15 protein-coding genes and 1 pseudogene are annotated in these 17,099 nt (G+C 71.8%); 5 read left to right on the forward strand and 11 right to left on the reverse strand.

From position 1 onward, the window contains the following. Nucleotides 1–11: 11 nt before the first annotated feature. The 3 genes from ABZ622_RS20900 to xylB form a co-directional block, all read right to left on the reverse strand. Nucleotides 12–857, reverse strand: a complete 846-nt coding sequence (locus ABZ622_RS20900) for a hypothetical protein (protein WP_360545190.1) — start codon at nucleotides 855–857, stop codon at nucleotides 12–14. Beyond that, entirely contained in the window at nucleotides 857–2,134 is a 1,278-nt protein-coding gene (locus ABZ622_RS20905; protein WP_360545192.1) for a VWA domain-containing protein, read from the reverse strand. The genes ABZ622_RS20900 and ABZ622_RS20905 overlap by 1 nt, the downstream gene beginning before the upstream one ends. Nucleotides 2,135–2,197: 63 nt before the next feature. Further along, a complete protein-coding gene (gene xylB / locus ABZ622_RS20910) occupies nucleotides 2,198–3,679 on the reverse strand; it encodes a xylulokinase (RefSeq protein WP_360545194.1) in 1,482 nt (493 codons plus the stop codon). Nucleotides 3,680–3,894: 215 nt separating this feature from the next. Between xylB and xylA the strand changes: the two genes are divergently transcribed. Then, complete coding sequence (gene xylA / locus ABZ622_RS20915) at nucleotides 3,895–5,064, forward strand: xylose isomerase (protein WP_360545196.1); 1,170 nt, start codon at nucleotides 3,895–3,897, stop codon at nucleotides 5,062–5,064. A 21-nt stretch (nucleotides 5,065–5,085) separates the two neighbouring features. Here the strand turns inward: xylA and ABZ622_RS20920 are convergent, their stop codons facing one another. The 6 genes from ABZ622_RS20920 to ABZ622_RS20945 form a co-directional block, all read right to left on the reverse strand. Then, entirely contained in the window at nucleotides 5,086–6,330 is a 1,245-nt protein-coding gene (locus ABZ622_RS20920) for an ROK family protein (protein WP_360545198.1), read from the reverse strand. A gap of 86 nt (nucleotides 6,331–6,416) precedes the next feature. Next, nucleotides 6,417–7,061, reverse strand: a complete 645-nt coding sequence (locus ABZ622_RS20925) for a DUF305 domain-containing protein (protein WP_360545200.1) — start codon at nucleotides 7,059–7,061, stop codon at nucleotides 6,417–6,419. Then, nucleotides 7,058–7,708, reverse strand: a complete 651-nt coding sequence (locus tag ABZ622_RS20930; RefSeq protein ID WP_360545202.1) for a DUF3105 domain-containing protein — start codon at nucleotides 7,706–7,708, stop codon at nucleotides 7,058–7,060. The genes ABZ622_RS20925 and ABZ622_RS20930 overlap by 4 nt, the downstream gene beginning before the upstream one ends. 84 nt (nucleotides 7,709–7,792) lie before the next feature. After that, nucleotides 7,793–8,212 carry a hypothetical protein gene (locus tag ABZ622_RS20935; protein WP_360545204.1) on the reverse strand — a complete coding sequence of 140 codons (420 nt, stop codon included), beginning with the start codon at nucleotides 8,210–8,212 and terminating at the stop codon, nucleotides 7,793–7,795. A gap of 120 nt (nucleotides 8,213–8,332) precedes the next feature. Then, a complete protein-coding gene (locus ABZ622_RS20940) occupies nucleotides 8,333–9,721 on the reverse strand; it encodes a solute carrier family 23 protein (protein WP_360545206.1) in 1,389 nt (462 codons plus the stop codon). Nucleotides 9,722–9,729: 8 nt separating this feature from the next. Beyond that, entirely contained in the window at nucleotides 9,730–10,854 is a 1,125-nt protein-coding gene (locus ABZ622_RS20945; protein ID WP_360545209.1) for an aryl-sulfate sulfotransferase, read from the reverse strand. 117 nt (nucleotides 10,855–10,971) lie between these two features. Here ABZ622_RS20945 and ABZ622_RS20950 point away from each other — a divergent pair, with 117 nt between their 5' ends. Beyond that, nucleotides 10,972–11,553, forward strand: coding sequence for a helix-turn-helix domain-containing protein (locus ABZ622_RS20950; RefSeq protein WP_360545211.1), 582 nt, complete (start codon nucleotides 10,972–10,974; stop codon nucleotides 11,551–11,553). 44 nt (nucleotides 11,554–11,597) lie between these two features. Here ABZ622_RS20950 and ABZ622_RS20955 read toward each other — a convergent pair whose 3' ends face one another. Further along, a complete protein-coding gene (locus tag ABZ622_RS20955; protein WP_360545213.1) occupies nucleotides 11,598–12,662 on the reverse strand; it encodes an IS110 family transposase in 1,065 nt (354 codons plus the stop codon). Nucleotides 12,663–12,999: 337 nt separating this feature from the next. Between ABZ622_RS20955 and ABZ622_RS20960 the strand changes: the two are divergent. Further along, nucleotides 13,000–13,538 (forward strand): annotated as a pseudogene (locus ABZ622_RS20960) (transposase); the annotation flags it as partial. Nucleotides 13,539–13,842: 304 nt separating this feature from the next. Continuing rightward, entirely contained in the window at nucleotides 13,843–14,451 is a 609-nt protein-coding gene (locus ABZ622_RS20965) for a GNAT family N-acetyltransferase (RefSeq protein ID WP_360545447.1), read from the forward strand. A gap of 102 nt (nucleotides 14,452–14,553) precedes the next feature. On the opposite strand, the gene ABZ622_RS20970 is transcribed toward ABZ622_RS20965, so the two are convergent. Further along, on the reverse strand, nucleotides 14,554–16,074 hold the full coding sequence (locus tag ABZ622_RS20970; RefSeq protein ID WP_360545215.1) for an APC family permease: 1,521 nt from the start codon (nucleotides 16,072–16,074) through the stop codon (nucleotides 14,554–14,556). Between the two features lie 227 nt (nucleotides 16,075–16,301). Between ABZ622_RS20970 and ABZ622_RS20975 the strand changes: the two genes are divergently transcribed. Continuing rightward, nucleotides 16,302–17,048, forward strand: a complete 747-nt coding sequence (locus ABZ622_RS20975; RefSeq protein ID WP_360545217.1) for a GntR family transcriptional regulator — start codon at nucleotides 16,302–16,304, stop codon at nucleotides 17,046–17,048. Nucleotides 17,049–17,099: the final 51 nt, after the last annotated feature.

Here is a 17,099-nt window from a genome sequence, read left to right on the forward strand (position 1 = left end):
GGGTGTGCGGGTCAGACGCCCGGCGGGACCCTGGACGGGCGGCCGTTGCCGCGCGTGAGGGAGTAGCCGAACACGGCCGCGATCGCTCCGAGTACGCCGCCGCCGACCGTCCACAGCCAGCGGTCGGTCCACCAGCCCGACGCCCAGCCGTCCTCCGGCTCGCTGCCGAGCGAGACCCTGGACGAACCGTCCTCGTCACCGTCGGACGAGCCGTCGGAGGCCTGCGCGACGGAGGACACACCGGGGACCAGCGGCTCGGCGAGCGCGCCGTCCACATCGCCGGCGCCGCCCTTGTCGGCCGCCGTGACCTCGACCTCGGTCTTCACCGGAAGCCCGAGGTCCGCCGACGGCAGATCGACGACCGTCAGCCGTACGTAGTAGCTGCCCGGCAGCGGGTCGTTGGCCCAGGGCTCGGACCAGGCGCGGACGGTGCGCAGTACGCAGGTCAGCTCGACCGCCGACGCGTCGGCGGCGGCCTTGCCGGTCTGACGGCCGTACATGCAGGCCTGGCGGCGCCGCAGCCCGTCGTACACATCGACCTGCCACGCCGACGTGCCGTGCCGGGAGGCGCTCGGCGGCAGGGTGATCTTCGCCTTGACGGTGGCCCGCTGGCCCGCGTCGGCGGGGAACACCCAGTACAGGTAGTCACCCGTGGACGCCCCGGCGGTGGCGAGCTGGTTCTGCCGGAGGGCCGTCGCCGTACGGAAGGTGGTGCCGGCCTCGGTGGGTCCGGCACCGTCCTCGGAGGCGCTCGGGCTCGGGCTCGCCGACGGGTCGTCGGCCACCGCGGCGCCCGCCGAGGTCAGCAGGGCGAGCCCGGTGAGCAGCGCGCCCGCGAATACACGTGTCCTACGCATCAGTTGGTCCTCCAGACGGCGACGCGCCAGCGCGAGACCCAGCCGACGACCAGGCCCGCGATCAGCCCGGTGAGCACCAGCACACCCAGCAGCCACCAGCCGCGGCCGAGCCCGAACGCGGCCACATCGGCGGCTTCGTCCGGGGAGTCCACCAGGTCCACGGTCAGCTCGACCGGCATGCCGGGCGAGGTCTTCACCGAGGCGGGGGCCGAGAAGGAATTGCCGACCTGGAGACACACGGTCTCGGCGGCCGGCTTCTCATCGCCGTCCGTGTCGTCCTGTTCGGCCTTGGGGTAGCGCAGGCCGGAGGAGATCGCGTCGGTGCGGCCGGTGCCCGACTCCGAGCCGCGCACGATTTCCCGGCCGTGCACGGTCAGCGCGCGCAGCAGCACGCCGTAGTCGTTGTTCACGGCACGGTCGGCGAAGACGCTGACCGAGGCGCGCAGTTCCTGGCCGGGCAGCACATCCACCCGGTACCAGCGGTGCTCGCCGAACTTCTCGCGGTCGGTGTACAGGCCGGCCTTGAGCTGCGGCGCCGCGGAGCAGCTGTTCGCGCCCTCGGTCGCCACCGGGGTGACGACGGGCTCGGCGGCCCGGTCCACCAACTGCTTGACCCGGCCGGAGAGTTCATCGGTGTGCTGGACCGCGGTGTAGGTGCCGCCGGTGGCCTCGGCGATGCAGGTCAGCTGCTCGCGGATCTTCGCGTTCGGCACCAGTCCGAGGGTGTCGATGACGAGGTGGATGCCGCGGGCCGCGATGTCACGTGCCACCTCGCACGGGTCGAGCGGGCCGCAGGTGTCCTCGCCGTCACTGATCAGTACGATCCGGCGGGTGGAGTCACCGCCTTCGAGGTCGTCGGCGGCGCCCAGCAGGGCCGGGCCGATCGGGGTCCACCCGGTGGGGGCCAGGGTGGCGACCGCGGTCTTCGCCTCGGTGCGGTCCAGCGGGCCGACCGGGTAGAGCTGCTTGGTGTCCTTGCAGCCGACCTTGCGGTCGTTGCCCGGATAGTCGGCGCCGAGCGTCCGGATGCCGAGCTCCACCTGCTCGGGCACCGCGTCCAGCACCTCGTTGAACGCCTGCTTGGCGGCCGTCATCCGGGACTGGCCGTCGATGTCGCGGGTCCGCATGGAGCCGCTGACGTCGAGCACCAGCTCGACCTTGGGGGAGGCTTTGGCGGGGGCTTCGTCGGCTGCGGCGGGGAGCGCCGTGCCGAGCCCGGCGGTCAGGGTGGCGAGCAGGATGCCCACCCCGGCCGTCAGCCTTTTTCTTATGATCATCGCCGGATACTAGTGAAGATCGCCGCACTACCCCAAACCGGTCCGCAGGCTGCTGGGGAACGGTCAGAAACCGCCGAGCAGGGGCCCCGAGGCCCGCTCCAGCACCGACCCGACCCGCTCCCAGGCGGCCGAGTCCCGCCGGACGGGCGGCAGCCGGACGTCCTCGCCGCTGCTCCAGCCGGCGGCGGTCGCGACCGGGTCCGCGCCGGTGGCCGCGGCCGCGGCCAGTGCGGCGGCGCCCAGCGCCACCGGCTCGCCGGCCCCGGGCACGATCACGGGCCGCCCGGAGAGCCGCCGTACCGTCTCCACCCAGGCCCGGCCCCGGGCGCCGCCGCCGATCAGCCGCAGCGGGCGGCCGGCCACCCCGGGGTCGGCCGGGTCGAGGCCGCAGGCCCGCAGGAGTTCATCCAGGGCGCGCAGCACGGTGACCACGGCGCCCTCGTAGGCGGCACCGAGGAGCTGACGGGGTGTGGTGTCGTGCCGGAGGCCGGTGAGCAGCCCGGCGGCGGCGGGCAGGTCGGGGGTGCGCTCGCCGTCGAGGTAGGGCAGGAACACCGCTTCGCCGCCGGGGGAGGTGTCGTCGCGGTCCAGGCCGAGCAGTGCGGCGACCTTGTCCACGGCCAGCGTGCAGTTGAGGGTGCAGGCCAGCGGGAGATAGGTGCCGTCCGTCGCGGCGAAGCCGGAGAGCGCCGGGGACGCCGGCCGGGTCCGGGACGCCGCGAAGACCGTGCCCGAGGTGCCGAGGCTGAGGACGGGGTGGTCGAGGAGACCGGCGCCGCCCAGTCCGAGGCCGACGGCGGCGCTCATGTTGTCACCGGTGCCCGCGGCCACCGCGGTCGTGACGGGCAGCCCGAGCGCCTCGGCCGCCGCCGCGGTGAGCGAGCCGACGCGGGTCGCGCCGGTCCGGGCCACCTCGGGGAGCAACGAGGCGTCCAGGCCGAGGAGTTCGAGGAGCCCGGGGTCGTAGGAGCCGGTCGCGGTGGAGTACCACCCGGTGCCCGAGGCGTCGCCGGGGTCGGTGGCTGCGGTGCCCGTGAGCCGTTCGGTCAGGAAGTCGTGGGGCAGACGTACGGCCGCGGTCGCGGCGGCGGTGTGCGGCTCGTTCTCCCGCAGCCACCGCCACTTCGACGCGGTGACGGCGGCCACCGGCACCGACCCGGTCCGTGCCGTCCAGGCGTCCGGGCCGCCGAGTGCCTCGGTGAGTGCGGCGGCCTGCGGGGCGGAACGGGTGTCGTTCCACAGCATCGCGGGGCGCAGCGGACGGCCCGAACGGTCCAGGACCACCAGTCCGTGCTGCTGCCCGGCGACCGCGATGCCGGTCACCGCCGACGCGGCGGCCCCGGACTCCTTCAGCCCGGCGGCGACGGCGCCGCGCAGTGCCTGCCACCACACCTCCGGATCGCTCTCGCGGGCCCCCGCCCCGCCCCGGACCACATGCGGCGCGCGGCCGACGGCGAGCAGCCGCCCGCTCGTGGCGTCGACGAAGACGGCCTTGGTGGACTGGGTGGAGCTGTCCACGCCGATGACGACGGTACGCGGCGGCATGGCGCCCTCATTCCTGTGCTGCGGCCCCGTGCGGAGGGCACTGCCGATTTCGGTGGTGCGCCAAACAAAATACGTGACCGGGCCCCCGCCGAACAGTGGCGCGTGAGGGGTTACGCGGCAGAGGTCGACCATGCATCATTAGTAATGACAGTGAACAAATAAGGTCCGAGGGCTCGACCGACCCCGGGCCCGACAGCACCGAAGGCGGCCAGACGATGACGGAACGCTTCACGCCCACCCCCGAGGACCGGTTCACCTTCGGACTCTGGACGGTGGGCTGGCAGGGACGCGACCCGTTCGGCGACGCGACCCGCGCGGCGATCGACCCGGCCGAATCCGTGCGGCGGCTCGCGGAGCTGGGCGCGTACGGTGTGACGTTCCACGACGACGACCTGATTCCGTTCGGCTCCACGGACAGCGAGCGCGAAGGAATCGTGAAGCGGTTCCGGCAGGCGCTGGACGCGGCCGGTCTCGTCGTCCCCATGGCGACGACGAACCTGTTCACCCACCCGGTGTTCAAGGACGGCGCGTTCACCGCCAACGACCGCGACGTACGCCGCTACGCCCTGCGCAAGACGCTGCGCAACATCGACCTCGCCGTCGAGCTCGGCGCCACCACCTACGTCGCCTGGGGCGGCCGCGAGGGCTCCGAGTCCGGCGCCGCCAAGGACATCCGGCTCGCCCTGGACCGGATGAAGGAAGCCTTCGACCTGCTCGGCGCATACGTCACCGAGCAGGGCTACGACCTGAGGTTCGCCATCGAGCCCAAGCCGAACGAGCCGCGCGGCGACATCCTGCTCCCCACCATCGGCCACGCCCTCGCCTTCATCGAGCGGCTGGAGCGCCCGGAGCTGGTCGGCGTCAACCCGGAGACCGGGCACGAGCAGATGGCCGGGCTGAACTTCCCGCACGGCATCGCGCAGGCCCTGTGGGCGGGCAAGCTCTTCCACATCGATCTGAACGGTCAGACCGGCATCAAGTACGACCAGGACCTCCGGTTCGGCGCCGGGGATCTGCGCCAGGCGTTCTGGCTCGTCGACCTGCTGGAGACCGCCGGATACACGGGCCCGAGGCACTTCGACTTCAAGCCGCCGCGGACCGAGGACCACGACGGGGTCTGGGCCTCGGCCGCGGGCTGCATGCGCAACTACCTGATCCTCAAGGAGCGCGCCGCCGCCTTCCGGGCCGACCCCGCCGTCCAGGAGGCGCTGCGCGCGTCCCGGCTCGACGAACTGGCCCGTCGCACCGCCGAGGACGGCGTCGCCGGACTGCTGGCCGACCGGTCGGCGTACGAGGAGTTCGACGTGACGGCGGCGGCGGAACGGGGGATGGCGTTCGAGGCCCTGGACCAGCTGGCGATGGACCACCTGCTCGGGGTCCGCTGACCCCGGGAACCGCCCGGCCGCTCAGCCGGCCGGGCGGCCCGCGTACGCCACCGGATCGGCCAGCACCCCCGTAAGCACCAGCGCCGCGGCGCCCCGGGCCGCGTCACCGGCGACGGACGAGGCACGCAGCCGCCCGCTCCCCGCGGACCAGAGCCCCGACACCACACGGCCGGTCAGCTCCTGGTCGGCGGGCGGCGACAGCCACGGCATCAGGTTCCGGTAGATCCCGCCGAGCACCACCGCGTCCGGATCGAGCAGATTCACCGCCCCCGACAGCACCCGCCCCAGCATCCGGCCGGCCTCCGCGACCGCGGCCACCGCCCGTTCGTCCCCCGCGCGGGCGCGCCGTTCCAGCTCGGCCACCCCGGCGCCGCTGCCGGACTCCGCCACCCCGGCGGCCCGCAGCAGCGCCGACTGACCCGCGTACTGCTCCAGACAGCCGCGCGAGCCGCACCGGCACCGAGGCCCCTCGGCGTCCACCACCACATGCCCGATCTCGCCGGCGAATCCGTGCGCCCCGCGCAGCAGTTCACCGTCGACGACCAGTGCGCCGCCGACACCGATCTCGCCGGTCAGATAGACGAAGCTGCGCAGGTCGTCGAGTCCGCCGAACCAGAGCTCGGCCAGCGCCGCCAGATTGGCCTCGTTCTCGGAGGTCACCGTCAGCGCCGGGTGACCGGGGCGGGCTCCGGCCAGCGCGGCCGCGAAGAGCTCCTCGGCAGGCACCCGGTTCCAGCCCAGGTTGGGCGCCTGGCGCACCGTGCCGCCGGAGACCAGTCCGGGCAGGGCGAGCGCCACCCCGACCGGCAGGAGCTCCTGCTCGCGGGCCGACTCCAGGGTGCGGGCGGCGATGCCGGCGGCCCGCGCCAGGACCTCCTCGGGGGGTGCGCCGCGGTTGTCGAGGTGCTCGGTGAGCCGGACGCGTCCGGTGCCGGCCAGGTCGACGACGCACACCGACACATAGTCGACGTTGATCTCCACACCGAGCCCGGCGGGCCCGGTGCGCGCCACCTTGAGCGCGGTCCCGGGGCGGCCCGCCTGCCCGCTGAACGTCTTGCCGGACTCGGTGAGGAAACCGGTGTCGAGCAACTGCTCGACCAGCGAGGACACCGCGGCCCGGGTAAGCCCCACCCGTGCGGCGACCCCGGCCCTGGTCGCCCCGCCCTCGGCCTCGTCGCGGACGGCCCGCAGCACCAGGCTGAGGTTGCTCCGGCGCACAGTGTCCTTGTCGGCCTTGGGCCCCAGCGGTGTGACGTTGCTCTTCATGTCGGAGCCGAGCCTATGCGATCCCTTGTGCGACCCGGCGGGCCGGACTTTCCGGCCGTCGGAGAGTCCGGCCCGCCGGGTGGCGGTCAGCCCGTCGAGCCGCGCTCCTTGAGCATGTCCGCCATCAGTGCGATCTCCGACTGCTGGCCGCGCACCATCCCCGCCGCCAGGTTCCTGATCTCGTCCGTGTCCGCCGAGCCGGCCGCGGCCCGAGCCATCTCCACCCCGGCCCGGTGGTGCGGGGTCATCAGCTTCAGGAACAGCACCTCGGCGTCCCGGCCCTTCGCCGCCCGCAGTGCTTCGAGTTCGGTGTCGGTCGCCATGCCGGGCATCAGCGAACCGTCGCCCCTCGGGGTGAAGGGGTGGTTCATCCACTTCATGGGCACGGCCGAGGAGGACTTCGCCCGGCCCCACGTCTCCAGCCAGCCGAGCATCATGCCCCGCTGATTGGCCTGTGTGTTGATGATGTCGTACGCGAGCCGGCGCACCGCCTCGTCGGAGGTGCGGTCCCGCACGATGAACGACATCTCGACCGCCTGCTGATGGTGGACCGACATGTCACGGGCGAACCCGACGTCGACCGACGTGTCCGAGGGAGCGGCCGCGACGGAGGCGGAGCCGGCGGACGAGGACGGCCGCACGAGCATGAGCGCGACCAGGCCCACCGCCAGCAGCAGCACCGCGCCGCCGGCCAGCACCATCGGACGCGAGGAGCGGATCGCGGAAGTCACTGGGCGACCCCGCCCGTGCAGGCCGCGCCCGGCTCCGGGGTCTGCGGGCCCTGCACGTACTTGGTGAAGAACTGCCCCACGCGCGCGTCGGCGGCGCCGTCCACCGTGACCTGCTTGCCCCAGGCGCTGAGCATCAGCGGGGCGGCCTGGTCCTCGACCGGGCTCATCAGGGAGTAGGGCGTCGACCTGACCCGCTCGCGGAGCTTCTCCAGGTCGGCCGGGGTCGCCTTGCTGGTGTACGTGACCCAGACCGCGCCGTGCTCAAGGGAGTGGACGGCGTTCTCCTTCGGTATCGCCTTGGTGTAGACGTCGGCGTTGCAGTTCATCCAGATCGGGTTGTGATCGCCGCCGACCGGCGGGTTCATCGGGTAGCCGACCTGCTTCTCGACGTGGTTCTGGGTGAGCTTGTCCCAGGTCCGCTCGCCCTTCACCGGAGAGGACTTGGCCGCAGTCCCGGCCCTGTCCTTGTCGTCGGCGGCGGACATCAGATAGCCGCCGCCCGCGACGAGCGCGGCGACCACGGCGACGGACGCGGTGATGGTGATGACGCGGCTGCGCCGCTCGCGGGCCCGCTCCTTGCGGCGGGCCTCCTCCAGCTTGGCGCGACGTGCGGAGGCAGAGGTGTTCTGCTGTTTGGCGGAAGCCATGGGGGGTCCTTCGGTTCAACGGAGAAATGGAGCTGAGGGCATGCGGAGTCCGTTCCCCGGTGTTCCGGGGAACGGGTCCTGCCTCTAGATCCGCTGAACCTGCAGACGGAGATGGTCGACGTCCCGCACGGCGTCGTTGGACGGGCCGCGGATCGCGGCCGCGCCGGTGAGCGGGGCGACCGGAACGACGACGGTCCCACCGGGGAGCGCCACGGGTGCGCTCTGGCCGGGCAGCACGACCGGGGTGGAGTGCTCGGAGGTCCCGTGACAGGAACTGCCCATACCCCGGTCCTCGGGGAAATCGGCCACCACGATCCGGGCGAGCGCCTGGTGCGTGGGCGTGATGGTGCGGGCGACGGCCGGGTGGTCACCGGAGCCGTGCGCGGCCGGGGCTGTGATCGAACAGCACGAGACCATGGCGAGCAGCACGAACAGCCAGCCGAGCACGGCCGACGCGCGGATGCCCCGCACATGTCGGTGGGTCCGTTCGCTCAGCCGGTTCATGCCGTCATCGTACGCGGTGTGTGAACTTTCAATGAGGGGTGGGACGGGTGCGGACGATGTGCGGGTGCCCCCCGGCACGAGCTTCCGTGCGAGGGGGCACCCGGTGTGACGACGGGCCGGCTACGGGGCGGAGCCGGCCTCGGCCTTCGCCCCGGGCTCCGCCTCGGCCTTCGCCCCGGGCTCCGCCTCGGCCTTCGCCGTCGGCTCCTCCCGCGGCTGCTCCTCCTTCGGGCCGAGCCGCCCGAACACCGCCGCGAGGACCACCGCGGCCAGCGCCCCGGCGGCGACGCCGCTGCCGAAGATCGTGCGGGCCCACACGGGCAGGCCCGCGTACATCTCCGGCGCGAAGACCGGCAGCAGACCGACGCAGAGCGCCAGTGCGACCACGATGCCGTTGGTGCCGTGGCTGAGGTTCTCGCGGCTGAGCATGCCGAACCCCATCGTCGCGATCACCGCGTAGATGATCAGCCCCGCGGCTCCGACCACCGGCTCCGGGATGGCCGCGAGCAGCCGGGTCAGCGGTGTGATCAGACCGCAGACGATCAGCAGCACCCCCGCGCCCGCCGTGACGAAACGGCTGCGGACCCGGGTGAGCTGGACGATGCCGATGTTCTCGGCGCTCGTCACCATCAGCGACGTACCGAAGACCCCGGCCCCCAGCGAGGTCACCGCGTCGGCCCGGGAGATCCGCGGCACGTCACGCGCGGCGTCCGGCGTACGGCCCACGGCCTCGCTGTTCAGCACGGTCTGGCCGGTGGCCTCGGCGAGCGAGGCGAGCGCGAAGACCAGCAGCGGCACGGCGGCCAGCAGATCGAAATGCGGGGTGCCGTACGGGAACGGGTCGGGCATCGCGAACGTGCTGCCGTGCGCCAGGTGGAACGCCGTGCCGCCGACCGCGGCGACGAGCGTGCCGCCCACGAGGCCGAACAGCACCGACATCTGCCGCCACACGCCGCGCATGACAAGGAAGAACAGCGCGGTGATGCCGAGCGTCGCGAAGCCGAGCCCCGGCCCCGAGGCGATCATCGGCGCGGTGATCTTGATCATGTTGATGCCGATCAGGACCACCGTGGTCCCCATCACCAGAGGCGGGAAGAACCGCACCAGACGCCCGTACAGCGGCAGCACGAGAATCAGGAAGACCGCGGCGATCAGCACCGAACCGGACGCGGTGGCCGGTCCGTGCTCCTTTGCCACCTGGAGGAAGATCGCCACCGCCGCGCCGCCCGGCAGCATCAGGAACGGAAGCCGGGCGCCGATGCGCAGCGGCCTGATGCCCAGCGACTGGAGCAGCGCCCCGACACCGCACAGCACCAGCGTCGCGCTGAGCAGCGAAGCCGTCTGGGACGCCGACAGCGAGAGCGTGGTGCCGATCAGGATCACCGAGGAGACGGGTGCGGCGATCCCGGCGAGCAGATGCTGGAACGCCAGGGGCGCCAGCCGGGGGAGGGGGAGCCACTCGTCGACCGGTGCGACGTGGGCGGCGGTGTCGGGGACGGGGGAAGCCATGGTCCGGCTCAGCCCTTCGGGACGTCGAGCCAGGGGAGCTCCTGGGCCGAGTAACGGTAGGAGCGGAACACGGCGTTGGGTTCCGACGGGAACAGCTTGCGCACTTCTTCTTCCTGGTAGCCGCCGAAGAACGGCACGACGTACTCCCAGCACAGATATCCGTCCGCGGTCACCTCGAAGAGGCGGCCGGCGGGGGAGTCCGTCACGAGCGTGTTGCCGTTGGGCAGACGCTGGGCGCTGCCCATGAACGGAGCGAAGAATGACTCGCGCGCCGGGTCGTGGTACTGCCACACAATGGTGCCACTCGCGCGCTCGATCTCGATGACGCGGCTGAACGGGACGTCCCAGTGCGGGCGGAAGACGCCGTTGTCGAAGACCAGGAAGTTGCCGTTCTCCAGCTCGGTCGGGCAGTGCTGCTGCGATACGGCACCGGGCTCGCTGCGCCAGATGATCTCGCCGGTCTCACGGCTGATGACGACGACGGCCGAGACGGAGCGGAAGCTCGCCAGGATGTTGCCGTCACTGGTCGGCAGCACGCTGTTGATCAGCGGGTAGTGCTCGCGCGAGTAGTCGGGGTGCAGCGGGAACGCGTCGCGGTCCAGGTGCTCGGAGACCTTCCACTCCCACACCGTGTTGCCCTCGGCGTCCACCTCCACGATGGTGTCCGCCCACACCGTGCCACCGGGCTCCGAGCCGGGCACACCGCCCCTGACCGCGGCGGCGGCCTCGCCGGTCAGCGGCTCCAGGGCGGAGAAGAGGAGGCGGCCGTCGCCGTAGTGGTACGCGTCGTGGTGCTGGTAGCGGTCGCGGTGCTCGCGCACCACTGTGCCGTCGGGGGTGATCTCCTGCATGATCCCGCCGCGGTACTTGTGCCACATCGGGAAGAGAGCCGGTTCGTCCGGGAGGACACCGCTGTACGCCAGATTGCCGTTGGGCAGGATCCGGGCGTGCCGGCCGGGGCGGTAGGGGAGGTTCCACTGGTGGACGACCGCACCGCGCATGTCGATGAGGTAGACCTCGCCGCTGCCGGTCAGCGGGGCGAAGAGGGTGTACCCGCCGTAGCTGGCGTCCTCGTCCAGGGCCATGAGGCCCGTGCCGCGACGTCGTCGCTGGTTCTGGTCCACGAGGGGCATGGATCGATCCTCCCGGTTAACTTTTTTAGGTGGGACTTAAAAGGTTAACCGGGCCGGTAGGCTGCTATCTCCCCCGCCGGTTGTGGTGTGTGGCACGCAGGACACGGAGTGAGTGAGATGAGCGAGGCGGACACCCCACTGGTCGGCCCGGGTATTCGCCGACGGCGCCGCGCCCTGGAGATGACCCTCGCGGAGGTCGCGGGGCGGGCCGGACTCTCCGTCCCCTTCCTCAGCCAGATCGAGAACGGCCGCTCCCGGCCGAGCATGGGTTCCCTCCAGCGGATCGCCGACGCGCTCGGCACGAGCGCGGTCCAGCTGCTCTCCACGGCCGAGGCCCCGCGCCCCGTCGACGTGGTGCGCCACAGCTCCGCCGCCGTGCGCGAGACCGGGGCCGAGGGCGAGAGCGACGGCCGGATGCGCCCATTGGTCCGGGGTCATCAGCGGCTGCACGCCCTGGAGTTCACCGGTGCGCACGACTGGGGGCGGGAGTTCCGGCACCGCAACGACGAGATTCTGTACGTGGCCGACGGCTCGGCAGAGGTCGAGGCGGACGGCAATTTCTACCGCCTGGAACAGGGCGACACGCTCTACTGCGCGGGTGGCCTCGTCCATCGGTGGCGGCCCATCGAACCGGACACCCGGGTCCTGGTCGTCGGCATCGCCGACCACGTCCAGGCGACCGACGAACAGGCTGGCTGACCGGCGGGGCGGCTGAGGCTTGACTCTGAAGCTTCTATAGATCGTCAAGCTGCAGAAGACGGCCCGGGTGCGCCGGTGAATGCGCTGGTGAGGTGGCGGTAGACCTCTCGCGCGACGAAGTGCTTGAGGCATCTAAAGATGTCCTTCGTCTTGAGTCCTTCGAGGGTGCGTCGTGCGACGTAGTCGCGGGTGCGCGGGTCGTGACGCATGCGGACCAGCACGATTGTGTGCAGCGCACGGTTGGCCTGGCGGTCTCCACCACGGTTGAGTCGGTGGCGGTCTGTGCGCCCGGATGAGGCTGGCACGGGTGAGGCGGCGCACAAGTGGGCGAATGAGGCCTCTGAAGCGAGCCTGTCGGGGTTGTCGCCGGCGGTGACCAGTAGCTGCCCGGCGGTCTCGGTCCCGACGCCCGGCAGCGCGAGCAGGCCGGGGGCGGTGCGAGTGATCAGGACGCGCAGGTCGGCGTCCGCGTCTGCTATCTCCTCGCTCAAGTGCCGGTAGCGCTTGGCCAGACGCTTGAGGGCCAGTTTGACGGCTGTGGCCGGGGCAGCCAGGTCGATGCCCGGACGGCTGGCGGCCAGCCGCCGGACCAGCTCGGTGGTGGTCAGCGAGCGTAGTGCTTCGCGTACCGCAGCGGGCGCGGTGATGATCAGTGATTTGATCTGGTTGATGGTCTGAGTGCGGGCCTTGACGGCGCTGGCGCGTACCACGCGCAGTCCGCGGATTGCCTCGACCGTGCCATCGCGGTGCTTCGGGGTGCCTGTGGCGCGGCCGGCGAGTACCGCGGTGGCGGCGGCGTAGGCATCAATGGGGTCGGACTTCCCAGCCGCGCGACGAGCACGACGGTCGGGTCGGTCCACCTCGATGACAGTGATCTGGTTGGTATGGAGATAGCGGGAAAGTTCGGCACCGAAGGAGCCTGTGCCCTCCATGCCCACGACCAGTACTTGGCCGTGGGAGCGCAGCCATTCCAGCAGGTCTCGGTAGCCCTTGGGCGTTGTGGGGAACGCCTCGGTGGCCAGGTGTCGGCCGATGGTGTCGATGACGGCGGCCTGGTGGAGATCGGTGTGGGTGTCGATCCCGCCGATCACCTCGATCGGCTGTGACATGGTGGCCGGGTTCCTTCCGTGCGCGGCGAGTGGGCTCGCGCGCACCGGCCGGCAGACGGACACGACTGTGATGGGACCGCTTTGGGTCAAGCTTCTATGAGGTCACGATCTCCGGCCGGTACACGCATTGGCACCGCTCGGAAGGCCGACGATTCAGAGTGAGGACAGCCGAAGCGTCAATCGGGGATCGGGTCAGACCCTCGAGCGGTGCCGCCTCATCCTCACAGTCGGGGATCTCGGCGATCCCCGACGGGGCAGCGTGATCAGCGCCAGTACGGCGGCTGTTGGGGCGGAAACGTGAAAGTGCCTTCCTGACCTGGGACGATGAACCTTGCTAAGGGGTTCTGTCGGTCATGCCGGGGTACGGATACTGGCGGATATCGCTGATGCCACCGGGCCCACCGTCGCGTACTCCACCGCGCTCGGGCCGCTTCGGCCCGAGCGCGGGACTGGGCACGATCTGGGCCGGATCGCCACCGACCTGGCGGTGATGCTCGCCGACGGCGGTGAGGCCATCGCGGACCTGGCCGTACTGCGGGACCAGGCAGGGGTGTTCGGTTCGGTTGCCGCGACACCGACGGCCTGGCGACTGCTCGCCGACGCCGAGGGGAGGACACTGGTTTCTCTGCGCTCGACGCGTGCCCGAGCTCGGGAAGTCGCCTGGATGCAGGCCGCCGAGCAAGATGGGGGCATACCCGCGGTCCGGGCCGCGCCACGCTGATCACTTGCCACTCCGAGAAGGAGCAGGCCGCGCCGACACGCAAGGGCGGCTTCGTCTTCCACCCCCTGCTGTGCTTCCTGGCCGACACCGGTGAGGCGCTGTCGGGCCGACTGCGTCCTGGCAACGCCGGTGCCAACACCGCGAGCGACCAGATCCGGTGCGGCAAGGCCACCGGATTCGGCCACTTCCTCTCCCGGCATACCCCCGTCCGCCCACGACCCGAAAGATCTCGAAGGAACCCGAAAGAACCCGAATGAACCCGACCGCCGCGTCGGGAGTCAGACCTGCCCAAGCACCGAAATCACGTCGGCCACGCTGCACACCTACCATCACGACCGTGGGCACACCGCACTCGCAGGCCAACCGCCCGCCAGCCGCGTCCCCAACCTCACAGGGCAATACGCCCAGGGCGAGGAGCGCTGCCCGAGCGGGGGGCCGCCCCCGTGCCATGATGCGCCCATGCCGTACCTGGTGCCGCCCCACATCCCTCCGGGTCGCCTCGCGGACCTCGAACAACCGGTGCTCACCGTCGCGGACGACCTGTTGCTGCGCCCGTGGCGGTCCGAGGACGCACCGGCGGTCGTGGCGGCCTTCTCCGATCCGGCGATCCAGCACTGGCATCTGCGCCGGGCCGACAGCGTGGACGAGGCGCGCGACTGGATCGGGCAGTGGCAGGACGCCTGGCGCGGCCGGACCGGAGCTCACTGGGCCGTCGTACATCCCGGGGGAGCGGGCGACGGGGCCGGTGAAGTGCTCGGCCGGGTCTCGCTCCGGTCCCTGATGATGGCGATGGGCATGGCGGAATGCTCCTACTGGGTGTTGCCGGCCGCCCGTGGACGGGGCGTGGCGCCCCGCGCCGTCTCGGCGCTCGCACGCTGGACCTTCGACGAGATCGGGTTCGAGCGGATCGAACTCGCGCACTCCGTGCGGAACGGGCCCTCCTGCCGGGTGGCGGCCAAGGCGGGCTTCGCCCTGGAGGGCACTCGGCGCCGGTCCCTCCTCCACGCCGACGGCTGGCACGACATGCACCTCCACGCCCGGCTCCGCGGGGACGACACGCAGGACTGACCGGGCCGGGGCGACGTGCAGGGGTGACCGTGCCGGGTACGACGCGCAGGGCTGACCGTGCCGGGGGCGGCAACGCCGGCCGCCCCCGCTCCGGCGCGGCGCTCAGTCCCGCTCGACGTCCACCTCGGTGAGCCGGGCATACCGGCCGGGGTCGGCGCGCCGGATGCGCAGGGCCACCAGGAGCCCGGCCACGAGCACCACCGGCAGCGGCACCAGCAGCGCCACGTTGACCGCCCCCGTGCGCCCGGTGAGCAGGTCGAAATGGAGCGTCGCGAGCACCGACAGGACCGCGAGCCCCACGAAGGCGATCAGCGGTGCGACCGCGACCCGCCAGACCGACAGGGAGCGCCGGTCCCGGCGGAAGAAGAAGCACACGGCGAGCGCGGCCAGCGCCTGCATGATCATGATGCCGAGCACGCCGGTGCTGTTGGTCCACAGGAAGATCTCGGCGTACGGATCCGCGTCGATCAGCGCACCGCCCACCACGATCACCAGGCCGAAGACGGTCTGCGCGACGACCGCCGTCACCGGTGAACCCTGCCGGGCCGAGACCCGGCCCAGCCGGCGCGGCAGCAGACCCTCGCGGCCCAGGGCGTAGAGATAGCGGGCAGCGGCATTGTGGAAGGCGAGGGTGGCGGCGAACGCGCTGACCACGATCAGCACATGCATGGAGTCTGCGAGCCAGGGGCCGACGAACCGGTCGGCCGCGTGGAACGTCAGCTGCGGGCCGTCCGAGGACCGGGCCATCGCGACGGACCTGTCCGTACCGAAGCCGCCCATCAGGATCCACACCCCGGCGGCGTAGAACAGCGCCAGGAACCCGATGGCGATGAACGTGGCACGGGGCACGGTGCGTTCCGGGTCGCGCGCCTCCTCGGCATAGATCGCGGTCGCCTCGAAGCCCGTGAACGCGCCGATGACCAGGACGAACATCCCCGCCATGCCGCCCGAGGAGGACAGCACGGACGGATCGAAGGACGTGATGTCCAGGGCCGCGGTCCCCCGGTCCGCCAGCACCCCGGCATCCATCACCAGCAGCACCAGGACCTCCAGCACCAGCGCCACCCCCAGCACCTTCGCGCTCAGCGTGACCCGCAGCCAGCCCAGTACCCCGGTGCCCAGCACACAGAGGGTTGACAGCGGCCACCAGGGCAGTTGCGCACCGGTGAGATCGCTCAGGGTCGTCGAGGCGAAGTAGCCGAACCCGGCGGCGACGCCGGGGGCGATGAGGTTGTACGAGAGCGTCGCCAGGTAGGCCGTGGCGACGCCGAGGGTGCGGCCGAGCCCCCGTGCCACGTACGCGTAGAAGGCCCCGGCATTGCGCACATAGCGGCTCATCGCGGTGAACCCGGCGGCGAACAGCACCAGCAGCGCGCCGGAGACCAGATAGCCGAGCGGGGTACCCGGGCCGCCGATCCCGATGGCGAACGGCGCGACCCCGGCCAGCACGGTCAGCGGCGCGGCCGCCGCCACCACGAAGAAGACCAGATCGAAGGTGCCGATCTGCCCCTTGGCGAGGCTTCCCGAAGGCCCGCCGGACAGCGGGGCGGGATCCGCTTGCGCGGCGGGGCCGGGAACGGCGGGAGAGGCGGGCGGCGGGACGGCCGTCGAGGGTTGCGTCATCGGTGGTTCCTCAGGTGCGAACGGGCGGCTGGGCGCCGAAGCCGATGCCTGCTCCAGGCATGGGTCAGCGGAAAAGACCAGTTCAGGGGCGGCCCGACTGGGCGCGGCGCTCAAGCTATCTGGTATACCGAATACCAGGCAAGGGGGTACGGAAGGTTTCCGGAATCTGCGATGATCGCGGCACGGGAGCCGGAAGAGACCGGCTCCGACGGGCAGGAAGCGAGTCCATGAGCAGCAGCCGAACCGCCGGCCTCACCGCTACCGGCACCATCGGTGCGGCACATCAGTCGCTGCGCGACCGGGTCTATGTGGAGCTGCGCGAGAGGATCATCGACGGCCGTCATCCCTCCGGGCACCGGATCGTCGAACGGGAACTCGCCGACGAGCTGGGGGTGTCCCGCATCCCCGTACGGGAGGCCATCCAGCGGCTGGAGACCGAGGGGTTCATCGCGGTGCAGGCGCGCAAGGGCGCGTTCGTCGCCCCGCTCGGCCCGGCCGAGGCCGCGGACTTCTTCGACATCCGGGAACACCTGGAGGCGCTGGCCGCCTCGCTGGCCGCCCGCCGCGCCGACCGGGCCGGCCTGCGCACCCTGGAAAAGCTCCTGGACCGGGCCCGCCGCGCCGCCGACTCCTCCCGCCGGACCCGTGAACTGGGCTCGGTCCACGCCGACTTCCATCAGCAGATCGTCGTCATGTCCGGCAACCCGCTGCTCCAGGGTCTGATGGCACCGCTCGACGGCCGGCTGCGCCGGCTCTTCAGCCTCACCTCCGAGCCGGGCGACGGCCCCGTGATGTGCGGTGAGCACGAACTGCTCTACGAGGCGATCCGGAGCGGCGACGCGGACGCGGCGGAACGGATCGCCCGCCGTCATGTGGCCGGCACGCGTGCGACCGCGATGCAGCTGCTCGCCGCCGGCACCGGGACCGACACCGCTGCCGAGTCCACGGCCCCCGGCCCCCGGCGCCGGCCCTGACCGGGACGACGCCCATCCCGCGCACGACGTTGCGCACCCCCGATGGAGGGC

Source organism: Streptomyces sp. NPDC007164, from assembly GCF_040634135.1.
Lineage (GTDB): Bacteria > Actinomycetota > Actinomycetes > Streptomycetales > Streptomycetaceae > Streptomyces > Streptomyces sanglieri.

Coding starts and splice junctions, on each gene's coding strand:
- ABZ622_RS20900 (WP_360545190.1), bottom strand. CDS start 857: ATGCGTAGGACACGTGTATTCGCGGGCGCGCTGCTCACCGGGCTCGCC.
- ABZ622_RS20905 (WP_360545192.1), bottom strand. CDS start 2,134: ATGATCATAAGAAAAAGGCTGACGGCCGGGGTGGGCATCCTGCTCGCC.
- xylB (WP_360545194.1), bottom strand. CDS start 3,679: ATGCCGCCGCGTACCGTCGTCATCGGCGTGGACAGCTCCACCCAGTCC.
- xylA (WP_360545196.1), top strand. CDS start 3,895: ATGACGGAACGCTTCACGCCCACCCCCGAGGACCGGTTCACCTTCGGA.
- ABZ622_RS20920 (WP_360545198.1), bottom strand. CDS start 6,330: ATGAAGAGCAACGTCACACCGCTGGGGCCCAAGGCCGACAAGGACACT.
- ABZ622_RS20930 (WP_360545202.1), bottom strand. CDS start 7,708: ATGGCTTCCGCCAAACAGCAGAACACCTCTGCCTCCGCACGTCGCGCC.
- ABZ622_RS20935 (WP_360545204.1), bottom strand. CDS start 8,212: ATGAACCGGCTGAGCGAACGGACCCACCGACATGTGCGGGGCATCCGC.
- ABZ622_RS20940 (WP_360545206.1), bottom strand. CDS start 9,721: ATGGCTTCCCCCGTCCCCGACACCGCCGCCCACGTCGCACCGGTCGAC.
- ABZ622_RS20945 (WP_360545209.1), bottom strand. CDS start 10,854: ATGCCCCTCGTGGACCAGAACCAGCGACGACGTCGCGGCACGGGCCTC.
- ABZ622_RS20950 (WP_360545211.1), top strand. CDS start 10,972: ATGAGCGAGGCGGACACCCCACTGGTCGGCCCGGGTATTCGCCGACGG.
- ABZ622_RS20955 (WP_360545213.1), bottom strand. CDS start 12,662: ATGTCACAGCCGATCGAGGTGATCGGCGGGATCGACACCCACACCGAT.
- ABZ622_RS20965 (WP_360545447.1), top strand. CDS start 13,843: ATGCCGTACCTGGTGCCGCCCCACATCCCTCCGGGTCGCCTCGCGGAC.
- ABZ622_RS20970 (WP_360545215.1), bottom strand. CDS start 16,074: ATGACGCAACCCTCGACGGCCGTCCCGCCGCCCGCCTCTCCCGCCGTT.
- ABZ622_RS20975 (WP_360545217.1), top strand. CDS start 16,302: ATGAGCAGCAGCCGAACCGCCGGCCTCACCGCTACCGGCACCATCGGT.